Here is a 23550-nt window from a genome sequence, read left to right as displayed (position 1 = left end):
GCTGGCAAAGGCAAAGCCATGAAACAGTTTGCAGCGCCGCCAAAAGCGGCGCCACTAAAATCTACTGTCAACCCTCAAAAGTATAGCCAGATCAAGTGCTATTGCATCCGAAAAATCCCGTATGAATCCCAGCCAAAAAGATCTCGATAGTTCTAAAAAAAATACCCTGCCTGGGCTTGAACTGACAGACGGCGTGCGAGAGGCCATGGCCGTGACGCTGCGCGGTTGTGAGGAATTGATCCCCCAGGACGACTGGGCGAAAAAACTTATGAAGTCTGAGGCCAGCGGTGTGCCGCTGCGCATCAAGCTGGGGCTGGACCCGACCGCGCCGGACATCCACATCGGCCACACGGTGGTGCTCAACAAGATGCGCCAGCTGCAAGACCTGGGGCATCAGGTGATTTTTCTGATCGGCGACTTCACCAGCTTGATCGGCGACCCTTCTGGCCGCAACAACACGCGCCCGCCGCTCACCAGTGAGCAGATCAAGGCCAACGCCGAGACCTATTACAAACAGGCCAGCCTGGTGCTGGACCCCGCCAAGACCGAGATTCGCTACAACAGTGAATGGAGCCTGCCACTGGGCTCCATGGGCATGATTCAGCTGGCCGCCAAGTACACCGTGGCGCGCATGATGGAGCGCAACGACTTTCACGACCGCTTCAAGGCCGGCACGCCGATCAGCGTGCACGAATTTTTGTACCCGCTCATGCAGGGCTACGACTCTGTAGCGCTCAAGAGCGACCTGGAGCTGGGGGGCACCGACCAGAAATTCAACCTGCTGATGGGGCGCCACCTGCAGCAGGAATATGGCCAGGAGCCGCAGTGCATTTTGACCATGCCGCTGCTTGAAGGACTGGATGGCATCGACAAGATGTCGAAGTCCAAGAACAACTATATCGGCATCACCGAAGAGCCGAACAGTATGTTTGCCAAGGTGCTTTCCATCAGCGACACACTGATGTGGCGCTGGTACACGCTGTTGTCGTTCAAGTCTCTGGCCCAGATTGAGGCGCTGAAAAATGAAGTGGAGGGCGGTCGCAACCCCAAGGACGCCAAGGTGATGCTGGCCAAGGAAATCACCACGCGCTTTCACAGCGCGGTGGCCGCCAACGCGGCCGAGCAGGACTTCGTCAACCGCAGCAAGGGCGGTGTGCCGGACGATATTCCCGAGGTCACGTTGTCCGGTGCGCCCATGGGTGTGGCGGCGTTGCTCAATGCGGCGGGGCTGGTGGCGTCCAACGGTGAAGGCAACCGCCTGATTGATGGCGGCGGTGTGCGTATCGACTCCAGTGTGGTCAGCGACAAGGGCTTGAAGCTGGGCGCCGGTGTGTACGTGGTGCAGGTGGGCAAGCGCAAGTTTGCCAAGGTCACCCTGGGGTAGCCGCGCTACCGGCGCGAGCGCCTGCGCTGGTGCGCCCTCTGCTCGGTCGATGCCGACTGCGGTGAAGGACAATCGAACCATGTCCTTGCTTGCATCCCGATTCTTGACCCCGCGCCGTTTGCTGATGGCGTCCGTGGTGGTCGCCTTGATCACCATCACGCTGAAGACGCTGGCCTGGGTCATTACGGACTCGGTGGGCTTGCTGTCCGACGCCATGGAGTCGCTGGTGAACCTGGCCAGCGCGGTGTTTGGCCTGGTCATGGTGACGATTGCTGCGCGACCGGCCGATGAAGACCATCCTTACGGACACCACAAGGCGGAATATTTTTCGTCCGGCTTCGAAGGCATCCTCATCATCGTCGCGGCGCTGGGCATCATCTGGACGGCCACGCACCGCTTGATCGACCCGCAGCCGATCCAGCAGGTGGGCTGGGGCTTGGCGCTGTCGGTAGCCAGCTCGGTGCTCAACGGGCTGCTAGCCTGGGTGATGTTTGGGGCCGCACGGCAGCACCGCTCCATCGCGCTGGAGGCCGACGCCAAACACCTGGTGACCGACGTGTGGACGTCGGCGGGCGTGGTCATCGGCATTGCCATGGTGCACTTCACAGGGTGGCTCTGGCTGGACCCGGTGGTGGCCATGGCGGTGGCCGCCAATATTTTGAAAGAAGGCGTTCATCTGATGTGGCGCTCGTCGCAGGGTCTCATGGACGAAGCGGTTGAGCCCGATGTGATGGCGACCATCCAGGCAACCTTGGCGGGCTTTGCCAGCCAGGATGGCGAGGCGGCCATCATCCGGTTTGACCACCTGAGCACCCGCAAAGCCGGCCAGCGCCGGTTTCTCGACATGCACATGCACATGCCCGCTTCCTGGTCGCTGGGGCGCGCCGCAGCCGTGCGCGCCAGTGTGGAGCAGGCGCTGATGAGTGCGGTGCCCGGCTTGCGCGCCACCATACAGCTGCTGCCCAGCGACGTGGAAGCCCACTTTGACGACGAAAGGGACTTGATTTGATCGCCTTGCTGCAACGTGTAAGCGAAGCCCGGGTGGTGATCGCGGGTGAAACGGTGGGCCAGATTGGGGCTGGCCTGCTGGTGCTGGTGTGTGCCGAGACCGACGATACCGAAGCGTTGGGCCACAAGCTGCTGACCAAGCTGCTGAAGCTGCGCATTTTTGGCGATGACGCGGGCAAGATGAACCGCAGCGTGCAAGACGTGGGCGGTGGCTTGCTGATCGTCAGTCAGTTCACACTGGCTGCCGATACAAAAAGTGGCAACCGGCCAGGCTTCACTGGGGCCGCCGCGCCCGCGCTGGGTGAGGCACTTTATAACCAGTTTGTGGCAGCTGCGCGCGTCCAGCACCCGCTGGTGCAAACCGGGCGCTTTGGCGCCGACATGCAGGTGCACCTGGTCAACGATGGGCCGGTGACCATTCCATTGCGCATGGTTTGAGCGCCTGGGTTCAGGCGTAGGGGTTGGGCAGCCCCAGGCCCGCCAGTATCTCCACTTCCCGCGCTTCCATGGCCTCTGCATCTGCTTCGCTGGTTTCGTGGTCCCAGCCCTGGGCGTGCAGGGTGCCGTGTACCAGCAGGTGCACGTAGTGGTCGGCCAGGGTTTTGCCCTGCTCGGCGGCTTCCCGGGCCACCACGGGGGCGCACAACACCAGGTCGGCCATCACCATGGGGTCGGTTTCGTAGTCGAAGGTGAGCACGTTGGTGGCGTAGTCCTTGCCCCGGTAATCGCGGTTCAGGGCCTGGCCTTCTTCGGCGTCGACGATGCGCACGGTGATTTCTGCATCGGTTTCCAGCGCATGGCGGATGCAGCGGGCGACCTTGTGGCGCGGCATGGCGGCGCGGTGGGTGGCTGCGTCGGTGAGCGCGCCGAACTGAAGCGAGAGACTGAGTGTGTGCAGTGGCATGGGCTGTTGAATGTCAGGGCGTTTTGCGGCGTAAGCGTTTCACGGGCGGTGTGTCGTCGGTGTCGGGGCTGCGCGCGTCGTAGGCGTCCACGATGCGCGCCACCAGCGGGTGGCGCACCACGTCGGCACTGGTCAGGCGGTTGAAAGCGATGCCGGTCACGCGCTTCAAGATGCGTTCGGCGTCGATCAGGCCGCTGAGCTGGGTGCGCGGCAGGTCGATCTGGCTCACGTCGCCGGTCACCACCGCTTTGCTGCCAAAGCCGATGCGGGTGAGAAACATCTTCATCTGCTCAGGCGTGGTGTTCTGCGCTTCGTCCAGGATCACGAAGGCGTGGTTCAGCGTGCGACCGCGCATAAAGGCCAGCGGTGCAATTTCGATTTGCTGGCGCTCAAACGCTTTTTGCACCTTGTCATAGCCCATCAGGTCGTGCAGCGCGTCGTAGAGCGGGCGCAGGTAGGGGTCCACCTTCTGGCCCAGGTCGCCGGGCAAAAAGCCGAGCTTTTCGCCCGCTTCCACCGCCGGGCGTGTGAGCACGATGCGCTGCACCGCGCTGCGCTCCAGCGCGTCCACCGCGCAGGCCACGGCCAGGTAGGTCTTGCCGGTGCCAGCCGGGCCAATACCGAAGGTGATGTCGTGCGTGGCCATGTTTTCCAGGTAGCGCGCCTGGTTGGGCGTACGTCCACGCACTTCGCCGCGCCGTGTCTGCATGGCCAGCGCATCGTCGCCACCGGAGGGCAGGGCGGTGTCGCCGCTGAGCATGAGCTGCACCTGTTCGGCTGGAATCGGCTTTTTGGCCATTTCGTACATGGCCTGCAGCGTTTCCAGCGCCTGCGTGGCTTTGGGTTTGGTGCCTTCGATGCGGAACTGTTCGAAGCGGTGCGCCACCTTGACCTGCAGGGCCGCTTCGATGCTGCGGATGTGGCTGTCCATGGGGCCGCAGAGGTGGCTCATGCGCAGGTTGTCGGGCGGGGAAAAGGTGTGTCTGAGAATCAAACCGATAATCCATCAAGGTGAAGGGTCCCCGCTCTGGCTGCGCCAAGTCCCCGCAAGGGGTTCCGCTGTGGGTGGGCGGCCCGGCCAACGACTGAAACAAGGAATCCCCCAATGATAGGCAAGTTGACCGGCACGCTGCTGGAAAAGAATCCACCGCAAATTCTCATCGATTGCCATGGCGTGGGTTACGAGGTGGATGTGCCCATGAGCACCTTCTACAACCTGCCGGCCCTGGGTGAAAAGGTGTCGCTGTTAACGCACTTTGTGGTGCGCGAAGATGCCCAGATTTTGTATGGCTTTGGCGCAGTGCCGGAGCGCGAGGCGTTTCGCCAGCTCATCAAGATTTCGGGTGTGGGACCGCGCACGGCACTGAGCGTGCTCAGTGGCATGAGCGTGGGCGACCTGGCCCAGGCCATCAGTGCGCAAGACAGCGGGCGCATCGTCAAGGTGCCCGGCATTGGAAAAAAAACCGCCGAACGGCTGCTGCTGGAGCTCAAGGGCAAGCTCGGCGCCGACCTGGCGCTGCCCGGTGCGGGCCCGGCCCAGAGCGATGTGCAGAGCGATATTCAGCAGGCTCTGATGGCGCTGGGCTACAACGAGAAGGACGCAGCGGCTGCGCTCAAGCTGCTGCCGGCCGAGGTCGGCGTGAGTGACGGTATCAAGCTGACGCTGAAGGCGCTGGCCAAGTGACGATTCCAGATTGAAAACATGAGCATCCAGACCGACGACTTTGCCCCCGCGCCCCGCATGGTGTCGGCTTCGTCCACTTCGCCCAAGGAAGAGGCGATTGAGCGCGCGCTGCGCCCCAAACTGCTGGACGATTACGTGGGCCAGCAAAAGGTGCGCGAGCAGCTCGAGATTTTCATTGGCGCGGCCAAGATGCGAAACGAGGCGCTGGACCATGTGCTGCTGTTCGGCCCGCCCGGGCTGGGGAAAACCACGCTCAGCCACATCATTGCGCAAGAGCTGGGCGTGAACCTGCGCCAGACCAGCGGGCCGGTGCTGGAAAAGCCGAAAGACCTAGCGGCGCTGCTGACCAATCTGGAGCCCAACGATGTGCTCTTCATCGACGAGATCCACCGGCTCAGCCCGGTGGTGGAAGAGATCTTGTACCCCGCGCTGGAGGACTACCAGATCGACATCATGATTGGTGAAGGCCCGGCGGCGCGCAGCATCAAGCTCGACCTGCAGCCCTTCACGCTGGTGGGCGCCACCACGCGCGCGGGCATGCTCACCAACCCGCTGCGCGACCGTTTTGGTATCGTGGCGCGGCTGGAGTTTTACACCGCTGAAGAGCTTGCGCGCATCGTCAAGCGCAGCGCCGGCCTGTTGAACGCGCCCATGGACGAAGCCGGCGGTATGGAGGTGGCGAGGCGTTCGCGGGGCACACCGCGCATTGCCAACCGGCTGCTGCGCCGGGTGCGCGACTATGCCGACGTGAAGGGCAGCGGCACCATCACGCTGGACATCGCCAACCGCGCGTTGGCCATGCTTGACGTGGACCCGCAGGGCTTTGACCTGATGGACCGCAAACTGCTGGAAGCCGTGATTCACCGCTTTGACGGTGGACCGGTGGGGCTGGACAACATAGCGGCCAGCATTGGCGAAGAACGCGACACGATTGAAGACGTGATCGAGCCTTATTTGATTCAGCAGGGCTACCTGCAGCGCACGCCGCGCGGGCGCATCGCCACGCTGGCGGCTTACCGCCACCTGGGTGTGGCGCCGCCCAAGACCGACGGCGTGCTGTTCAACGAGTGAAGCCGGCGCGCAGGCTGCGCGCTTTCAGCCGTTTCACGCCGCTCGCTCGTCCAGCGCACCCGTTTGCAGGTGGTTGGTGTCGGCCCAGCCCACCAGGCTCAAGCCCTCGGGGGTCCACAGCAGGCGGTTGATGGCGGTGTTGGTCAGTTCCCAGCTGCGCGGCGCCTGCAGTTCCAGGCGGGTGGCCGCGCGGTACAAGATGTCGAGCACACCGCCGTGCGCCACCATCAGCACCTGTTCACCGGGGTGGCGCGCGGCCAGCTCGGTCACGGCGGTCACCACGCGGGCTTGCAGCTGCACCAGCGACTCACCGCCGGGCGGCGCGAAGTCGGGCTCGCGCTTGCGCCAGGCTAGTGCGTCTTCTGGCCAGCGGGTTTCCAGGTCCTTCCAGGTGTGGCCTTCAAAGCGGCCAAAGCAGCGCTCGCGCAGGCCGGTGTGGGTGCTCACCTGCCGTTTGTGCAAGGTGGCCACGGCCTGTGCTGTTTCGTGTGCACGGCTCAGGTCGCTGGCGTAAAAGGCTGCAATGGGCTCCTCGCGCAGGGCTTGCGCCAGTTGCTGCGCCTGCCAGCGGCCGTGGTCGTTCAGCGCAATGTCGGTGTGGCCCTGGATGCGGGTGTCGCGGTTCCAGGCGGTTTCGCCGTGGCGCACGGCCAGAATGCGGGTGACTTGCAAGGGGATGTCCTTGAATGGATGCAAAAACGCACTGTACCGGCATGCGCCAGGCGGTGCAGGATGTTCGTTCTGCTTCGGAATGGGTGGGGGTTGAAACCCCCTCATTTTTCACGCAGCGTTTCAAGGCTTTGCGACAAAATAGGCCGATGTTCAAGCCCGATCCCGCCATGACCGGGGACTTCTCGTCCTTGTTCAACTTCCTGCCGATCGGCGCATACCGCAGCTCCGCCCAAGGCGAAATGCTGCGCGCCAACCCCGCGCTGGTACAGCTCAACGGCTATGTGTCTGAAGCCGAGATGCTGACCAACGTCAACCGCATCGGCAGCGACTGGTACACCATTCCCGGTCGGCGCACCGAGTTTCAAAGCCTGCTGGCGCGTGATGGTTTTGTGCGGGGTTTCGTTTCCGAGGTGGTTCGATACGGCAGCGACGAACACCTGTGGGTCAGCGAAAACGCCCATACGGTGCGGGATGCCCAAGGGCAGCTCTGTTATTACGAGGGTACGGTGGAAGACATCACCGATTCGGTGCGCGCGCAGCAGGCGCTGCGCCAGAGCGAAGAGCAGTTGCGCCTGATCACGACGCAAATACCCGGCATGGTGTTTGTGGTGCATGTGGCCCCCGATGGGCAGCGCCAGTACCGTTTTGTCAGTCCGGGGGTGCAGGACATTTACGGTTTTTCGCCCGAAGATCTGATGCGGGACGCGCTGTTGATTACCCGCTACCGCCACCCCGATGACATGCGCCAACTCGACAGGGAAATGGGCCAGATTGCTCAGGGCCCGGTGGATTTGGTGGGTGAGTTCCGTATCGTGCTGCCGGACGGTCGGGTCAAATGGCTGTTTCGCCGGTCGTGTGCTGTAGCCTCTGACTGCGAGGGCCATCTGCGCGTGGGCGTGTTGCTGGACATCACCGACCGCAAGCAGGCCGAACTGGCGCTGCGCCAGAGCGAAGCCCTGTGGCGCCTGGCGCTGGAGAGCGCAGGCGATGGCCTGTGGGACTGGAACCTGAAAACCGGTGAGGAATTTCTGTCCCCCAGCATCAAGGCCATGTTTGGCTTTGGCGACAACGACCTGGCCAACCTGGCCGCTGAACTTGACGATCGCACCCACCCGGACGATGTGGAGAAGATGGCCGCCGATCGGCGTGCGCACTTTGACGGCACCGCACCGGTGTACCGCAACGAACACCGGGTGCAATGCAAGGACGGCACCTGGAAATGGGTGCTCTCGCGCGGCATGGTGATTGCCCGCGACGACGCGGGGCAACCCCTGCGCATGGTGGGCACCCACACCGACATCACCGAACTGAAGCAGGCCGAAGCCCAGCAGCGAGCGCTGGAAGCGCAGCTGCGCGAATCGCAAAAAATGGAGGCCATTGGCACGCTGGCCGGCGGGGTGGCGCACGACTTCAACAACCTCCTGGCCGCCATTTTGGGCAACCTCACGCTGGCCCGCGAAGACGTGGGCGAACGCCATCCGGCCCAGGAAAGTCTCGCCGAGATCAGCCGTGCAGCCATTCGGGCGCGCCAACTGGTGCAGCAGATACTGACCTTCAGCCGCCGCCGGACGCAGGAAATGCAGCGCCAGCCGCTGACGCCCCTGGTGGAAGAAGCGCTGGGCCTCATGCGCTCGCTGCTGCCGGCGGGCATCAAACTGGTCGCCCGGTTGCCTTCGGCCACGCTGCCGGTGTTGGCCGATGCCACCCAAATGCAGCAGGTGCTGATGAACCTTTGCACCAACGCCTGGCAGGCCATGGAGGGCCGTTCGGGCGATGTGACCGTGGCGCTGCGCGAGGTGAGACTGGACGCCGCCCAGGCCTTGCTGCTGGGCGACGATCTGCCCAGCGGCGCTTACGCCTGTTTGAGCGTGGCCGACAATGGGCCGGGCATGGACCCGGACATCCAGCGCCGGATTTTTGAGCCGTTTTTCACCACCAAGCCGCCAGGGGCTGGCACCGGGTTGGGGCTGGCGGTGGTGCACGGCATTGTCAAAACACACCGCGGCACCATCGCGCTGGACAGCCGCTCCGGTGAGGGCGCGCGCTTTGACGTGTACCTGCCACTGGCTGGCACCGAGCAGGCGTTGGCTCCGGTGGCGGCACCGGCGAGCGTGCCGTCCGAAACCAGCGCGGCGCCAGGCCAACACATCGTCTACATCGACGATTACGAGGCCATGGCGTTTCTGGTGGGACGCCTGCTGCGCAAGCAGGGCTACCGCGCCAGCACCTTTGGCTCGGGTGAGGACGCCCTGGACTGGCTGCGTGCGCACCCGCAAGAAACGGTGGACCTGGTGGTGACCGACCAGAACATGCCCGGCATGTCCGGCGTGGACGTGGCTGTCGCCCTGGCGCAGTGGCGCCCCAGCCTGCGCGTGGCCATCGTTTCAGGCCATGTGAACGACCCGCTGCTGGCGGCTGCCGCAGCGGCGGGCGTGACCGAGGTGATGGGCAAACAAGACAGCATGGACGCGTTGGGCGATGCCATTCGCGAACTGCTGGAGCGCACCACCGACGCACCGCACTGAAGGCGGCAGCGCCGGCCCGGCTTCAGCGCGGCACTTCAATGTTGACCTGCCGCGCCCCGTCCGGTGGCGTGGGGAAGTCGCGCAGGGCCGCGTCGAGCATGGCGCCCCACAGCTCGGGAGTGCTGTTCCAGCGGCCCTCGTGGGCCGCGCGCGACTCGTACACCACCCGTGCACTGGCCGCGTGGCGCACCACCAGCGCCACCTCGCGTTTGTAGTACGGCATGTCCATGCGCATGAACACGGGCGACCAGACGATGTGCCCGCTGGCCGTGACCGCGTAGTCGCGACCCGGGAAGCCGAAACCGCCCCAATAGCCGTCCCACGGGTCTTCCCAAGGCGCTCGCGGCAGCCGCAAGGTGCCGGCGCTCACCTGCACCGTCCACGGGGCGACCGTGGGCGCATCGTGCAGCGACCAGCCCACTTTGGCGAGCGCCACGCGCGCCAGGTTTTCCAGCGCCTCCTGCCCGGCTGCGCCCGGCCCGGCGCCTTGCGAGGGCAAGCGTTCAAAGCGGTAGGTTTGCGGGGCCTTGGGCACGGCCGCAGGCGCTGTGGCTGGGGTGTCGGCCCAGCGCGCAAAGCTTTGTACCTGGTTGTCCACCAGGTACACGCTTGCACAACCGCTCAGCAGCGTCAGGGCCAGCGCGGCCAGCGTCGCTTTCAGGGTGCGAAGTGGGTTGGCGGTGTGCCCTTGTGGGTGCAGCGCGTGTTTCGTCATGGGGCCTCCGGCGGGTGGTTTGGCGCGTGCCCCGGCAGAAGGGTCAGTGCGCTGTGGCGATGGGTATGACGGCTTTTTCCCGGGAACCGTTCCCGGCTTTGGTGGGCAAGGCCTCGGTATCAAATTTTGGAGCGGGCAAGGGCTCTTCGTCAAACGCCTTGTCGCCGTCTTCACTGGCCACGCCAGTGGCCTTGATGGTGGTGAAAGGGTGTAGCTTGTTGTCCAGCAGGTGGCTGGGCACCACGTTTTGCAGGGCTGAAAACATGTTTTCAATGCGGCCTGGAAACTTCTTTTCCCATTCCTTGAGCATGTTGCCCACCTGCTTGCGCTGCAGGTTCTCCTGACTGCCACACAGCGTGCACGGAATGATGGGGAATTCGCGCAGTTCGGCCCAGCGGCTCAGGTCTTTTTCGGCCACATAGGCCATGGGGCGAATCACCACGTGCTGGCCGTCGTCGCTCACCAGTTTGGGCGGCATGGACTTCAGCTTGGCGCCAAAAAACATGTTGAGCAACAGCGTTTGCAAGATGTCGTCGCGGTGGTGGCCCAGGGCAATTTTGGTGGCGCCCAGCTCGCCGGCTACCCGGTACAAAATGCCCCGGCGCAGCCGGCTGCACAGGCTGCACAGCGTTTTGCCCTCGGGTATGACGCGCTTGACGATCGAATACGTGTCCTGGTTCTCAATGTGGAACTTCACCCCCAGTTTCGTCAGGTAGGCGGGCAGGATGTGTTCGGGGAAGCCGGGTTGCTTCTGGTCCAGGTTGACCACGATCAGCTCGAAGTGGATGGGTGCTCGGGCCTGCAGCTTTTGCAAGATGTCGAGCATGCCGTAGCTGTCCTTGCCACCCGAGAGACAGACCATGACGCGGTCTCCCTCTTCAATCATGTTGTAGTCCACGATGGCGCGGCCCACCTCACGGCACAGGCGCTTCTCCAGCTTGTGGTTTTCGCGCTGCTGCTTGCCAGCGGCTCCGTATTCCGTGGCTGGTGCTTCGTTGGGGCTGGCGTCATCCAGGCTGGGGTCGATCCAGCCTAGGGCGTTTGTTGTGGTTTCCATCGTGCTCACCATTGCCCGCTTTCCATGCGAATCGCGACTTCACAGTCGTCAAAAATTTCGAGTTTGGCAATTTTCACCCGCACGCCAATCACGCCTGGCATCTGCATCAGCCGGCGGGTCAGCTTGCCAATCAGGCTTTCCAGCAGGTTCACGTGTTCGGCGGTGCATTCGTCAATGATCAGCTGGCGCACCTTGCGGTAGTCCAGCACATGGCTGATGTCGTCGTCGTGCGGCAGCAGCGGCTGCGTGCCCTGGTTCAGCTCGGCGTCCACCTGGATCGGCTGCGGGCTGGTTTTTTCGTGTTCCAGGATGCCCAGGTTGGCGTCGAAACGCAAGCCGGTGAGGGCGAGTATTTGGGTGCCGGTTTGCGGCGCGAGGGGTGTGTTCATGTCGGGCGAAACGGGTTTGTTGCCGCAGGGCGGGTTACATCAGCGAAAAGTCGCGTTCAAAGCGCATCAGGTGCTGGCCACCGTCTACCAGCAAGGTGGTGCCGGTGATGGATCGGTTGTCCAGCGCAAACGCCACCGTGGCCGCCACGTCTTCTGGGGTGGACGAGCGCCCCAAGGGCGACTGGCGGTGCAGTGCCTGGAACTTGTCGTCGCTGAGCATGTGGCTGGTGAGCGTGAGGCCCGGGGCCACGCCCACCACGCGCACGCGCGGCGCCAGCGCCAGGGCCAGCATGGTGTTGGCGGCTTCGAGCGCCGCCTTGGACAGCGTGTAGCTGAAAAAGTCGGGGTTCATGTTCCAGAGCTTCTGGTCCAGCAGGTTGACCACGGCGGCGTCGCCCTGGCCGCCACCATCCCGGGCGACACAATGGGCGTGCAGCGCCTGTGCCAGCAGCACGGCGGCACCGGTGTTGGCCCGCAGGTGCGTTTCCATGGCGGCATAGCCAAAGCTGTCGGCGCTGTCGTGCTCAAAGGTGGAAGCGCTGTTGACCACCGCAGCCACCGCACCAAAATGCGCAGCCACCGCCGGCAACAGGGCGCGCACGCTGGCCTCGTCGGCCAGGTCCGCGTAGAACGGGTGGGCGCTGCCCGCACGGCCGGTCAGCGCGTCGCAGCTGGCGGCGGTTTGCTGGGCGTCGGCCGCCGAATGGCGGTGGTGCACCGCCACGTTCCATCCTGCGCTGGCCAGTTTCAGGGCAATTTCACGGCCCAGGCGTTTGCCCGCGCCGGTCACAAGCACGGTGCGGTGCGCAGGCGCGGCGGTTGCGGTAGAGGGAGAGACCAGGGACATTGGGCGACAATCTGAGGGTGAGCACCCCCTTGATGACAGAACCTTCTAGTTTAACGAGCGCCCTGCTGCAGCGGGCGCAGGCCGCCATTGGCCATGCCGGCGGCTGGTTGCCGTTTGACCGTTTCATGGCCATGGCGCTGTACGAGCCCGGTCTGGGCTACTACGCCAACCAGACACCCAAATTTGGCCAGATGCCGGCGGGTGTGGACGGGCAGGGCAGCGATTTCGTGACCGCGCCCGAACTTACCTCCCTGTTTGGCCAGACGCTGGCGGCCCAGGTGGCGCAGGCCTTGAGCGCCACCGATACCGATGAGGTGTGGGAATTTGGCGCGGGCACCGGCGCGTTGGCCTTGCAGGTGCTGGACGCGCTGGCCGCCCAAGGCCCGGCGCCCCGGCGCTACACCATTGTTGACCTGTCGGGTAGCCTGCGCGAGCGCCAGCAGGCCACCTTGGCAGCCCATGCGGGTGTGGTGCGGTGGGCTGACGCCTTGCCTGAGCGCTTTGAAGGCGTGGTGCTGGGCAACGAGGTGCTGGATGCCATGCCGGTGCAGCTGCTGGCGCGGTCGGGTGGTGCCTGGTTTGAACGCGGCGTGGCGCTGGACGCCGCTGGCAAGCTGGCCTGGGCCGACCGCCCCACCGAGCTGCGCCCACCCTTTGAGGTGGATGGCATGCACGATTACCTGACCGAAATACATCCCCAGGCCGAGGCGTTCATCAAAACCCTGGCCGACCGTTTGCAGCGCGGGGCGGCGTTCTTGCTCGACTACGGCTTCCCCGAGGCCGAGTATTACCACCCCCAGCGCCACATGGGCACGCTGATCTGTCACCGTGGCCACCGCACCGACCACCAGCCACTGACCGACCTGGGCCTCAAAGACATCACCGCCCATGTGAACTTCACCGGCGTGGCGCTGGCCGCGCAGGAGGCGGGCATGCAGGTGCTGGGCTACACCAGCCAGGCCCGGTTTTTGTTCAACTGCGGGTTGCTCGACCTGGCTCGCACCGCCAGCGTGCGCGACAACGCCATGCTGCAAAAGCTGGTGAACGAACACGAAATGGGCGAGTTGTTCAAGGTGCTGGCGCTGGCGCCTGCCGCCAGCGCCACGGGCTGGGAGCTGCTGGGCTTTGCCCACGGTGACCGCACGCACCGGCTGTGAACACTTTTTCTGATGGCGCCTGCGTTGCGCCTCCCGCTGATGTCCGTTTTTTGACAGGCCGCCCATGATCCGCTGGATGATCGTCATTTTTCTGGCCCTGCTGCTCATCAGCTGGTTCACGCCGTTTCTGCAGAAGCTGGGGTTGGGCAAGTTGCCGGGCGATGTCCGCTTCCGGTTTCTGGGGCGCGACTGGTTCCTGCCCTTCACCACCACCCTGCTGCTGAGCTGGGGCGCCAGCCTGATCGCGCAGTTCGTTTGAGGCCGCTCACCGAGGCTGCATATCCGCCGGGGTGTCTTGATTTTTCAACGCCCACCGCCAACTGATGAGGCATACCCCACCACGGAGCCGTTATGCCGACCGAATCCCTGCACATCGTTTGCCCCCACTGCCACACCACCAACCGCGTGGGCAGCGCCAGCCTGGGCCAGGCGCCCGACTGTGGCAAATGCCACCTGCCCTTGTTCACCGGCCATCCGGTGGCGCTGAATGAGGCCGCGTTTGACAAACACATTTCGCGCTCGCAAGTGCCGGTGCTGGTGGATTTCTGGGCGCCTTGGTGCGGCCCCTGCCGCATGATGGCCCCCGCGTTTGAGCAAGCGGCCCAGCAACTGGAGCCGCAGATGCGGCTGGTCAAGGTGGACACCGAGGCCGAGCAAAACCTGGGCGCGCGTCTGAACATTCGCAGCATTCCCACGCTGGCGCTGTTTGTGGGCGGGCGCGAGGTGGCGCGCCAGGCCGGCGCCATGGGCGCGACCGACATCGTGCGCTGGGCGCGTTCGCAGCGCCTCGGCTGACACACCGCTCACCCAGCGCTGTGGCGGATTGGGCCCTTTCCAGCACCCGCGTTGTGGTGGGTGAAATCGCTGTCACTGCGGTGTCTTCTCCCGGTTTCTGGCCTCTTTTTGTTGTTTCCTGGGCTTACACTGCCATGCAGAAGAGCGAGGAAGGTTCAATATGCGGGAAGCCATGAAAAACAAAACCACGGTCAGCGGTGTATCTAAACCTGCCCCGAGCAAAAACCAAGGGCCGATGACCATCGAGATGGTTGCCAAAGAAGCCGGTGTGTCGCCCAGTACGGTGTCGCGCATTCTTAATGGCACCGCAGTGGTGAGCGAGGCCAAGAAAAAGTCGGTCGAGGACGCTGTTGCCAAACTAGGATTTGTACCCAATCCGATGGCGAGAGGCCTTGCCGGCGGGAGAACCTTCAGCGTTGGGGTGATCACCCAGTCTATGGACAGTCCTTTTTACGGACCCGCTTTGCGAGGCATTGAAGACACGCTTGACCCGGCAGGATACAGTCCCTTGTTTGTCAGCGGCAACTGGCAAGCACCTGCCGAAGCACGTTGTATTGACATTTTGTTGTCGCGTCGGGTGGACGGCATCATCGTCCTGACGGGGCGCCTGACAGATGCCGCGCTCAAAGCCTGTGCCAAGAAGGTGCCGGTGGTGGTGACAGGCCGAAATCTGAAGGCCGCAGACCTTTTTTCGTTGAATTTCGACAATTTGGAGGGTGCCCGCCTAGCCACCTGGCATCTGATCGACCAGGGCCACACCCAGATTGCATTTATCTCTGGTGACCCTCAGCACCCGGATGCTGTGCAGCGACTGGCTGGTTATAAGCTGGCGCTTGAGCAGGCAGGCATCGCATTCCAGCCCTCGCTGGTGGTGCAAGGTGAATACAACGAAGACAGTGGCTTGCAGGCCGTGCTGCGGCTGATGGCGACCCAGCAGCGTTTCACCGCTATCTTTGCTGCCAACGACCAGATGGCGGTAGGTGCAGCCCATGGATTGCTTCGTCAGGGCCTGCGCGTACCCGAAGACGTTTCATTGGTCGGTTTTGACGATCTGCCTAATTCGCTGTATGCGTTTCCGCCACTCACCACGGTGCATCAGCCCGCTTACGAAATGGGTCAATTGGCGGCAGAAGCCATGTTGAATTTGCTGGCCGGCATCAAGCCGCAGCTGCAGGTGCCTGCGCCTCGCTTGATCCCCCGCGAATCCTGCCGGCGGTTGAACCGTTGAAAGGCACCGCCCGGTGCCCGCGGTGCTACCGCCGTAGGACCTGAACGGCCCCACCGTCTCCGGGATTTCCCTTGGTTGTTTGAGTACTGGAGCGCTCTATAATAATTTGAAAGCGCTTTCATTGGGTGCTGATATCCAAACTCAGCCGACTCTCTGAATCGCACGATGGCCATGTTGGGCAGTCCAACAAACTGGAGATAAAGATGAAAATTTTCAAACCGGTGCGTGTGCTTATCGCTTCGGTCACTTGCTTGGGCATCATGGCGCTCACGGTTGGGGCAGCACATGCGCAGCAGGTGCTCACCGTGGCGGCATTCCCGGCAGTGGACGACATCGTTCGGGCAGCCATTCCTGCTTGGAAGAAAAAATATCCCAATGTGGACATCAAGGTCGTCAGTCGCCAGTTCAGTGATCACCACACGGCGATGACCACGGCGCTTTCTACGTCGTCCTATCTGCCCGACGTGATGGCGCTGGAAGTGGGATATGTGGGGCGGTTTGCGCAGGGCAATGGCCTGGAAAATCTGGCTGCAGCCCCTTACAACATTCAGACTGGCAAGTCGCGGTTTGTGGCTTATGCCTATGACCAGGCAACCAACGCCCGAGGTGATGTGGTGGCCGCTCCCTCGGACATCGGTCCGGGCACCTTGCTCTATCGCAGCGACATTCTGGAAAAAGCAGGCGTCAAACCGGAGGATCTGACCCGCTCATGGGACAGCTATGTGAGCAGCGGGGTCAAGATCAAGACGGCTACCGGCTCTTACCTGTTGGCCCACGCCCGCGACATCAAGGACATCCTGATCCGTACCGGTATCCGACCTGGCGAAGGCTTGTATTTTGACAAGAGCAACCGCGTACTGGTGCAGTCGCCCAGATTTGAGCGGGCGTTCCAGTTGGCGCAGCAAGTGCGCATGCAAAAGCTGGACGCCAAGGTCAACGCTTGGTCCAACGAGTGGTCAGAGGGCTTTAAGCGAGGCGCGCTGAGCACCCAGTTGACGGGTGCCTGGTTGGCTGGCCACATGAACAATTGGTTGGCACCCGACACCAAAGGAAAATGGCGCGCCAGTGATTTGCCCGAGGGTGCTTCGGTGGCCTATGGCGGAGCGTTTCTGGCTATTCCCAAAGGTGCTACAGCCGCAAACAAGCCGATGGCATGGGAGCTCATTAAGCTGCTTACCCAGACCCGTGAGCTGCAGCTGGCGGCATTCAAGTCGCAAGACGCCTTCCCTGCGCTGCTGGAAACGCACGCGGACCCCTTCTTCGAGCAGCCCATTGAATTTCTGGGTGGGCAAAAGGCCCGATTGCTCTGGCGCTCGGCTGCCAGCCGCATCACGGCGGTTGCCGTTCACAAACAAGACGCCTACGCAGAGGAGGTCATCAACACCGAACTGGACAAGGTGCTGGACCAGGGCAAGGACATCAAAACCGCACTTGCTGATGCGAACCGCCTGCTGCAACGGCGTGCCACCCGCTGAGGCCGAGCGACGGTGAGGCCACCCAAATCAACCGGAACAAATGGAGCATGAAATTGCTGCGCTTGCCACGACTCTCCCCGCAACTGGCGCCCTATGTGTTCATCAGTCCATTTCTGGTGTTGTTTGCGATCTTTGGTTTGTTCCCTCTGCTGTTTTCACTCTACCTAGCCTTCCAGGTGTGGGAACCTACGAACGGTTTGCAGGGCATGGAGTTCGTCGGACTTGAGAACTTCGTCTTCGCTTTTGAAGACGAGTGGTTCTGGAAGTCATTGAAAAACACCGGCTGGTTGGCACTGGCGTCTGGTGTGCCTCAGCACCTGGTGGCCATACCGCTCGCGTACTTCATTCACACCTCCTTCAAGCGCTTGCGCAATGGCGTGGTGGGTGCCTATTTTCTGCCCTACATCACCTCCACGGTCGCCATTGCCATCATGTTCAGTTCGCTGTTGTCCACGGACTATGGCCTGATCAATGTGGGCTTGCAGGCCATGGGGCAGGTGCCAGGCTTGGGCTGGTTGGTGCCGGCACAGAACATCGACTGGATGGGGCAGCCTGAGAACATCAAGCCTGCGGTGGCCATGATCGTCTTTTGGCGCTATGTGGGCTTCAACGTGGTGCTTTACCTAGCGGCCTTGCAGACCATTCCGAAAGACCTGTACGAAGCCGCCACCATGGACGGTGCAGGGCGCTTTCAGCAGTTTTGGTTCATCACGCTGCCCAGCTTGCGCCCCATGATCTATTTCGGCGTCACGCTGAGCGTAATCGGTGGCCTGCAACTGTTCGAGGAGCCGTTCATTCTGACTGGAGGCCGCGGGGGTTCCGACCAGGCGGGTATGACGAGTGCGATGTACCTGTACGGCATGGCATTTGACTTCAACGACTTCGGTGCAGCGAGCGCCATGTCATGGATGCTGTTTGTGGTGGTGGTTGTGCTCACCTGGTTAACCAACAGAGCCTTTCGCCCCCGTGGTAACGCAGCGTAAAGGCAACCCATGAAAACAGATCATTTGGCGCCGTGGGCAGCCTACTGTGTTGTGGGCGTCGGTGCGCTCATCATGTTGGCACCGTTCTATTTCATGTTCGTGTTTGCCACGCACTCACGCACTGAAATCTTCAGCCTGCCGCCGCCCATGTTTTTTGGTGACGACTTTTTCAACAACCTCCAAATTCTGACTGATCGAATTCCGTTCTGGCGCAACTTGGGCTGGAGTTTGTACGTCGCACTGGCATCGACTGCGCTCACACTGTTGTTTTGTTCGATGGCGGGATATGCCTTTGCTTTGTTCAACTTTCCTTGGAAGAACGCCTTGTTTGCGCTCGTGATGGCCACCATGCTGTTGCCATCGTTCATGAACATGATCCCGACCTTCATGATCATGGACCTGCTGGGCTGGATAGATCAGCCGCGCGCGCTCTACCTTCCAGGCGCAGCAAGTGCATTTGGTATTTTTCTGATGCGCCAGTTTGTCAGCACCTCCATTCCACGCGATCTGATTGAGGCTGCGCGCATGGACGGCTGTAGCGAGTTGGGAATTTACGCGCGCATTGTGGTGCCGCTGCTCAAGCCAGCCATGGGCACACTGGGGCTCATCACCTTCATCGCTTCTTGGAACAATTTCATCGGTCCGCTGATCGTGATGCGCTCGCCCGAGATGTACACCTTGCCGCTGGCTTTGCGCAGTCTCCAGAGTCCGGTGAACACCGAATGGGGTGCCCTGATGGCGGGTTCGGCCATCGCCACTATCCCGCTCATCGTTCTCTTCATGATTTCCTCGCGGCAGCTCATTTCGGGGCTAACCGCTGGGGCCGTCAAGTAAACCAGACGCATCGGCGCGAAGCTGTTGCACCACAATTCTGACCATTTCCGAGTGACACATGACGCCAGTTAACCCGCTGAAAAATATCAAAAAATTTCCGGACAATTTCGTCTGGGGTGTCGCCACAAGTGCCTTCCAGATCGAAGGCGCAGCCGCAGAAGACGGAAAGGGTCCCTCCATCTGGGATACTTTTTGCCGGTTGCCTGGGGTAATCGCTGATGGTTCTAATGGAGATGACGCTTGTCAGCATTACCGGATGTGGGAGCAGGACCTTGACCTGATTGCCGACTTAGGTGTGGACGCCTATCGGTTCTCGGTTTCTTGGCCTCGGGTTCGGCCCGGTGGTGCTGGCAAATGGAACCAGCATGGACTCGATTTTTACGAAAAACTGGTAGACGGGTTGTTGGTTCGAGGTATCCAGCCTTACCTCACGCTCAACCACTGGGACCTGCCCGACGAGTTGCAGCAGCAAGGCGGTTGGGCACACCGTGACACAGTTCACCGTTTCGTGGAATACGCTCGCGGAATGGCAAAACGCCTCGGTGACCGGGTTGCTTCTATTACCACCCACAACGAACCCTGGGTCATGGCTATGTTAGGTCACGAATCGGGCATTTTTGCCCCAGGGATAAAGGACCGAGGGACCGCCATGCAGGTCTCGCACCATTTGTTGCTGAGCCATGGGCTTGCAGTACAGGCGCTCAGAGCCGATGGCGTGAGCAGCAAACTGGGCATTGTTCTTAACTTGTCTCCTATGCAGCCTGCCAGTGCTGCGCAGGCCGATATTGACAAGACCAGGATTGAAGACGGGTGTTTATTGCGCTGGTACATGGACCCTTTGTTCAAAGCAGCCTACCCGGCCGATGTGATGGAGTATCTTGGCAAAGACGCGCCCGCCATTGCTGCCGGCGACATGCATGCCATTGCAGAGCCCATCGATTTCTTGGGTGTGAATTACTACACCCGCGGCGTTGTCAGCGCGCAGGGCGCCTGGGACTCTAAGAGCAGTGGACTGGAGCTCACCGACATGGGTTGGGAGGTTTACCCCGAGGGTTTGACCGAGCTGTTGGTGCGTATGAACCGCGACTATGAACTGCCACCGCTCTACATTACCGAGAACGGTGGTGCCTTCAAAGACCGCTTCGAAGATGGGCGCGTGCACGATGTGCGCCGAACCGATTACATCGCTCGCCACATAGCAGCTATGGTGGACGCCATGAACCAGGGCGTGCGGATGGAGGGCTACATGGTGTGGAGTCTGATGGACAACTTTGAATGGGCTTCTGGCTACGAAAAACGGTTTGGCATCGTTCACGTTGACTACCACACCCAGGTTCGAACGCTCAAAGACAGTGCGCTGTGGTACCGCGAATTCCTGCGCAAACACAAAGCCGAGCGAAAAACACCCGCCAAGGCAGACCAGATTGCTTGGGCCAACGAGCCTGCCACCGTGTTGACAGGAGCCTGAAATGGGTCAAGTAACACTGCGCGGTCTACGCAAAAGTTACGACGCCGTTGAGGTCATACGGGGGATTGACCTGGAGGTGCAGGATGGTGAGTTTATGGTCTTTGTGGGGCCGTCCGGTTGCGGGAAATCCACCACGCTGCGCATGATCGCTGGACTGGAGAGCATCACCGGCGGTGATCTCATGATCGATGGTGTGCGGGCAAACGATCTGCGCCCTGCCGACCGCGGTGCCGCCATGGTGTTCCAGAGCTACGCGCTGTATCCCCACATGACCGTCGCGGAAAACATGGGCTTCTCGCTCAAGATGTCGGGCGTGAAACGGGCTGAGCGTGACGATCAGGTGGCCCGCACCGCCGGTATCTTGCGGATCACCGAGCTGCTGGGGCGCTTCCCCAAAGACCTGTCGGGCGGCCAGCGCCAGCGCGTCGCCATTGGCCGCGCTATTGTTCGCAAGCCCAAGGTGTTCCTTTTTGACGAACCGTTGTCGAACCTGGACGCTGCGTTGCGGGTCAACATGCGCATTGAGTTGTCGCGTCTGCACAAAGAGTTGGGCAGCACCATGATCTATGTCACCCACGACCAGGTGGAGGCCATGACCATGGGGGACCGCATCGCTGTGTTCAACAAAGGCATCGTTGAACAGCTGGGTGCGCCCATGGACTTGTACAACCGCCCCGCCAATGAATTCGTAGCAACCTTTCTGGGCGCTCCCCGCATCAACCTGGTGGACATGCCCACATCGGCGTCCACTCAAGCCCACCAAGCGTTGTGGGCTGCGCTCAAGCAGGATGCCATGCCGAGCGTTGTGCGCCTTGGCGTGAGGCCTGAGCATTTGCACGTGCTCGCGCCCGGACAAGGTACGCCCGCAACCGTGGCGCTGGCCGAACACCTGGGCGATTCTTCCATCTTGCATCTGCGGGTGGACGGTGTGGCGGACCTGCTCCACGCCAAAGTAGGCGCAGACAGCAGTCATTACACAGCCGGAACAACCGTGGGTCTTTCCCCGGACGCCAACTGGGTGATGGCGTTCGACGCTGCAGGGCGCGCCGTTCGCTAAGACGAGCTTTCGCGAAACGCAGGTTAGCTCCCATGGAGGTGGCTATTTGGTCGAGGTCAACTGCCCCTGGTCGTTCCAATCGCATTCACCAAGCTCAAGGCCGTCGCTGTCGGCTCTTTGATGTCTGCACTCAGGCGTGGCGCGTTGGATGTGCACGCGCGATGGTGGGCCGAAAGGCCGATGGAACAGTGGCCAAGCACCTCACAACGAATGTGGGTATGTTCGTATTGCCCACTTCCCCAAAGGCTTTTTGAGCACCTGGCGCTCCGCTGAGCGAACGGCTTCTTCGATCACGCAGTTTCTTGCTCATGTGCTGCGAGGTGAGCGCGCCCGCCTTCGGGGTGGCGAAACGCATTCGATTTGCCAAGCTTGCGTAGATCAGGCTATCGCACACCGCGGCGCCAGTGCTGGGTCGTTGACCCAGCGAAGATCGGTTCTGCTTTGCGAGCCAGCAACATGAAAGGCGAAAAAAAAGCGCCCCACCCAAGGGGCGGGACGCTATCAATGGCATAACTCAGCGTGTCCAGTACACCCCGTCCAGACTTAGCGGCGTGGTGATATTCGAGTTCAGTGCTTTGCCCGTAAATTCATAGCGATCCGCGATGATGAAAGGGCTTACCACCAACTGGAAGTCGATCTTGGGGTTTTTTGTCTTGAATGCTTGCATGGGAATCGTGACCCGGCACCACGCGTCTGTGGTGCAGTAACCGTAGTCTCCGTTGCCGATCTGCAGGTACACCTCTTGCGACTCCCCTTCTGTAGTCAGGGTTGACAGACCCACCTCAATCTTGCCAGGGTAGGCGCCCTTGACCCACAGGTTGAGGCTACCTCCGGCGAAGGCAGAAAGGTTTTGGGTCGTCCCCTCTGTCTGCGGTCCCCAGATCAGGCCCCACCCGTAGTTCTTGGGTGTGGGTGTCAGTTGAATGACGCTGCTGCCTTCAGGTGCCTGCGCCGAATTGACGGTGGGCGCATTGACGCTGTTGCCATCGAATGCATCTACACGCAAACCCGAGGCCAGCACGGCTCCAACGGCGTCGGAGAACAGCGTGAATTGGTTGTCGGCAAACGGGGTATTGATAGCTGGAGGAAGGAAGTACACCGCGTCGTTGTCGGTCAACGTGGTGCTTTCCCAAATGCTCTGTGGGTACAGGTTTTGCACAACATAGCGAGCTTTGCGGTTCACGTTAAAAAGACCCCAGCCGTCGTCACCCTGTTTCCAGGGTTCGTCAAAGGCTTCGAAATAAAAGATGTTGGCTGGGCCGGCACCGCTCAAACGGCTCTGCTGGCGCCACTCTTCCAAGCGTTGGAAATACATCTTCTGGTTCACCGGGTGGGCACGAAAACGCTGATCGCCCGTGATGCGAGCTTTCCATCCGGTTTCGCCGAACACGATGGGCATCTGGTCAAGGCCCATGCTGTCCAGCGCAACGCGGGTGGACTGGTACTGCTCTTTCAGCTCGACGATGCTGGCATCCATCATGGCTTTGGCCCGTGCAGGTCCTTCAGGCACGTTCAGCTGCTTCCAGTCCCAATAAAAGTCGCTGTCTGGATATTCCGTGTCGATGTTGGGGTAGGCGTGAATGGCCGCAAAGTCGATCTGGTCGGTGATGACCTTGGGAATCGGGTTGGAATAAAACAGGAAGTTGTCGTCGGTGGTGACTGGTTGTGTCACACGGTCGCGCACGTACTTGATGTACGCCGCCATGTCAGCGGGGTCAATGGGCACGATGGACCAGTTCACCATGGTCTCGTTACCCACACTCACCGCCAAAATGGTGTCTTTGTATTTCGGGTTCGTGGCCAACGCCACCGCACGGGCCAGTTCCATCCCGTTGGCGGTTTTGATCTCTTCCTTCACGTAGGGGTTGTCCACGTTTTTGAAGGTGTTCACGTAAGCGCCTAGCTGCACCTTCATGTCCAGGTTGTTGTCAGCGATCACGTCCAGCACCAGCTTGGCAACCTTGTCCGAGCTGTCGAACAGGCGGATCAGGCGAAAGTTGCCTCGTACCAGGAGGTCGAGGTCTTCTTTCACCATGGCCGTCGTGATGGTTTCGGTGTCACGGTTGTTACTGCGAAAAGGGCTGTAAGCCACGGCCTGGCGGCCCAGGTATTCAGCAGGCAGCGCACGCGGGTTGGTGATGAACACGGCTTTGGATGCGTCGCCTCCACTGGTTTCGCCGCCACCGCCACAGGCGGCAATGAGCGACGCCGTGAGCACAGCCACCGCGGCCCGTGCGAGTTGTTTGAATGAAATTGACATGGTGTTGAGTCCTGTGAACTTGTTGGGTTGGATTCCC

23 protein-coding genes are annotated in these 23550 nt (G+C 61.6%); 15 read left to right on the top strand and 8 right to left on the bottom strand.

What is annotated here, in order from left to right:
- Positions 1-205 precede the first annotated feature (205 nt).
- The 3 genes from tyrS (at position 206) to dtd (ending at position 2830) form a co-directional block, all read left to right on the top strand.
- Positions 206-1384 (top strand): tyrosine--tRNA ligase, encoded by a 1179-nt coding sequence (tyrS, locus tag ACTG4K_RS04820; RefSeq protein WP_439113143.1) that lies wholly within the window; start codon positions 206-208, stop codon positions 1382-1384.
- 79 nt (positions 1385-1463) lie between these two features.
- Entirely contained in the window at positions 1464-2393 is a 930-nt protein-coding gene (locus tag ACTG4K_RS04815) for a cation diffusion facilitator family transporter (RefSeq protein ID WP_439113056.1), read from the top strand.
- Positions 2390-2830 (top strand): D-aminoacyl-tRNA deacylase, encoded by a 441-nt coding sequence (gene dtd / locus ACTG4K_RS04810; protein ID WP_439113055.1) that lies wholly within the window; start codon positions 2390-2392, stop codon positions 2828-2830. The genes ACTG4K_RS04815 and dtd overlap by 4 nt, the downstream gene beginning before the upstream one ends.
- Positions 2831-2840: 10 nt before the next feature.
- Here the strand turns inward: dtd and ybeY are convergent, their stop codons facing one another.
- Positions 2841-3296 (bottom strand): rRNA maturation RNase YbeY, encoded by a 456-nt coding sequence (gene ybeY / locus ACTG4K_RS04805; protein WP_439113054.1) that lies wholly within the window; start codon positions 3294-3296, stop codon positions 2841-2843.
- A 13-nt stretch (positions 3297-3309) separates the two neighbouring features.
- Positions 3310-4248, bottom strand: a complete 939-nt coding sequence (locus tag ACTG4K_RS04800) for a PhoH family protein (RefSeq protein ID WP_439113053.1) — start codon at positions 4246-4248, stop codon at positions 3310-3312.
- 153 nt (positions 4249-4401) lie between these two features.
- Here ACTG4K_RS04800 and ruvA point away from each other — a divergent pair, with 153 nt between their 5' ends.
- Both ruvA and ruvB read left to right on the top strand, forming a co-directional pair.
- Entirely contained in the window at positions 4402-4980 is a 579-nt protein-coding gene (gene ruvA, locus ACTG4K_RS04795; protein ID WP_439113052.1) for a Holliday junction branch migration protein RuvA, read from the top strand.
- Positions 4981-4998: 18 nt separating this feature from the next.
- Positions 4999-6051, top strand: a complete 1053-nt coding sequence (gene ruvB / locus ACTG4K_RS04790) for a Holliday junction branch migration DNA helicase RuvB (protein WP_439113051.1) — start codon at positions 4999-5001, stop codon at positions 6049-6051.
- Positions 6052-6084: 33 nt separating this feature from the next.
- Here ruvB and ACTG4K_RS04785 read toward each other — a convergent pair whose 3' ends face one another.
- Positions 6085-6723 (bottom strand): histidine phosphatase family protein, encoded by a 639-nt coding sequence (locus tag ACTG4K_RS04785; protein ID WP_439113050.1) that lies wholly within the window; start codon positions 6721-6723, stop codon positions 6085-6087.
- A gap of 146 nt (positions 6724-6869) precedes the next feature.
- Between ACTG4K_RS04785 and ACTG4K_RS04780 the strand changes: the two genes are divergently transcribed.
- Positions 6870-9248 (top strand): PAS domain-containing protein, encoded by a 2379-nt coding sequence (locus tag ACTG4K_RS04780; RefSeq protein ID WP_439113049.1) that lies wholly within the window; start codon positions 6870-6872, stop codon positions 9246-9248.
- Positions 9249-9270: 22 nt separating this feature from the next.
- Here ACTG4K_RS04780 and ACTG4K_RS04775 read toward each other — a convergent pair whose 3' ends face one another.
- From ACTG4K_RS04775 to ACTG4K_RS04760, 4 genes are read right to left on the bottom strand one after another with little or no spacing between them, the layout of a single operon-like run.
- Positions 9271-9963 (bottom strand): DUF4136 domain-containing protein, encoded by a 693-nt coding sequence (locus ACTG4K_RS04775; RefSeq protein ID WP_439113048.1) that lies wholly within the window; start codon positions 9961-9963, stop codon positions 9271-9273.
- Positions 9964-10006: 43 nt separating this feature from the next.
- Complete coding sequence (gene ttcA / locus ACTG4K_RS04770; protein WP_439113047.1) at positions 10007-11020, bottom strand: tRNA 2-thiocytidine(32) synthetase TtcA; 1014 nt, start codon at positions 11018-11020, stop codon at positions 10007-10009.
- 5 nt (positions 11021-11025) lie between these two features.
- Positions 11026-11409 (bottom strand): dihydroneopterin aldolase, encoded by a 384-nt coding sequence (locus ACTG4K_RS04765; RefSeq protein WP_439113046.1) that lies wholly within the window; start codon positions 11407-11409, stop codon positions 11026-11028.
- A gap of 34 nt (positions 11410-11443) precedes the next feature.
- Positions 11444-12256, bottom strand: coding sequence for an SDR family oxidoreductase (locus ACTG4K_RS04760; protein WP_439113045.1), 813 nt, complete (start codon positions 12254-12256; stop codon positions 11444-11446).
- A gap of 32 nt (positions 12257-12288) precedes the next feature.
- Here ACTG4K_RS04760 and ACTG4K_RS04755 point away from each other — a divergent pair, with 32 nt between their 5' ends.
- The 9 genes from ACTG4K_RS04755 (at position 12289) to ACTG4K_RS04715 (ending at position 21253) form a co-directional block, all read left to right on the top strand.
- A complete protein-coding gene (locus ACTG4K_RS04755; RefSeq protein WP_439113044.1) occupies positions 12289-13413 on the top strand; it encodes a class I SAM-dependent methyltransferase in 1125 nt (374 codons plus the stop codon).
- A 64-nt stretch (positions 13414-13477) separates the two neighbouring features.
- Positions 13478-13672, top strand: a complete 195-nt coding sequence (locus ACTG4K_RS04750) for a DUF2905 domain-containing protein (protein ID WP_439113043.1) — start codon at positions 13478-13480, stop codon at positions 13670-13672.
- 92 nt (positions 13673-13764) lie between these two features.
- Entirely contained in the window at positions 13765-14208 is a 444-nt protein-coding gene (trxC, locus tag ACTG4K_RS04745; protein ID WP_439113042.1) for a thioredoxin TrxC, read from the top strand.
- A 172-nt stretch (positions 14209-14380) separates the two neighbouring features.
- Positions 14381-15436: a LacI family DNA-binding transcriptional regulator gene (locus tag ACTG4K_RS04740; protein WP_439113041.1), complete on the top strand. Its 1056-nt coding sequence runs from the start codon at positions 14381-14383 to the stop codon at positions 15434-15436.
- A 203-nt stretch (positions 15437-15639) separates the two neighbouring features.
- Positions 15640-16911, top strand: a complete 1272-nt coding sequence (locus ACTG4K_RS04735; RefSeq protein ID WP_439113040.1) for an ABC transporter substrate-binding protein — start codon at positions 15640-15642, stop codon at positions 16909-16911.
- A gap of 47 nt (positions 16912-16958) precedes the next feature.
- Complete coding sequence (locus tag ACTG4K_RS04730; protein ID WP_439113039.1) at positions 16959-17894, top strand: carbohydrate ABC transporter permease; 936 nt, start codon at positions 16959-16961, stop codon at positions 17892-17894.
- Positions 17895-17903: 9 nt separating this feature from the next.
- A complete protein-coding gene (locus ACTG4K_RS04725) occupies positions 17904-18728 on the top strand; it encodes a carbohydrate ABC transporter permease (protein WP_439113038.1) in 825 nt (274 codons plus the stop codon).
- 58 nt (positions 18729-18786) lie between these two features.
- Positions 18787-20196: a GH1 family beta-glucosidase gene (locus ACTG4K_RS04720; protein WP_439113037.1), complete on the top strand. Its 1410-nt coding sequence runs from the start codon at positions 18787-18789 to the stop codon at positions 20194-20196.
- Position 20197: 1 nt separating this feature from the next.
- The gene (locus tag ACTG4K_RS04715) at positions 20198-21253 is read left to right on the top strand and encodes an ABC transporter ATP-binding protein (RefSeq protein WP_439113036.1); all 1056 of its coding nucleotides are present in this window, start codon (positions 20198-20200) and stop codon (positions 21251-21253) included.
- Between the two features lie 514 nt (positions 21254-21767).
- Here the strand turns inward: ACTG4K_RS04715 and ACTG4K_RS04710 are convergent.
- The gene (locus ACTG4K_RS04710; protein ID WP_439113035.1) at positions 21768-23513 is read right to left on the bottom strand and encodes a glycosyl hydrolase family 17 protein; all 1746 of its coding nucleotides are present in this window, start codon (positions 23511-23513) and stop codon (positions 21768-21770) included.
- Positions 23514-23550: the final 37 nt, after the last annotated feature.

Source organism: Hydrogenophaga sp., assembly GCF_965657535.1.
In the GTDB taxonomy this organism is placed as follows: domain Bacteria; phylum Pseudomonadota; class Gammaproteobacteria; order Burkholderiales; family Burkholderiaceae_C; genus Hydrogenophaga.
This window is presented reverse-complemented; position numbering and strand designations above follow the sequence as displayed.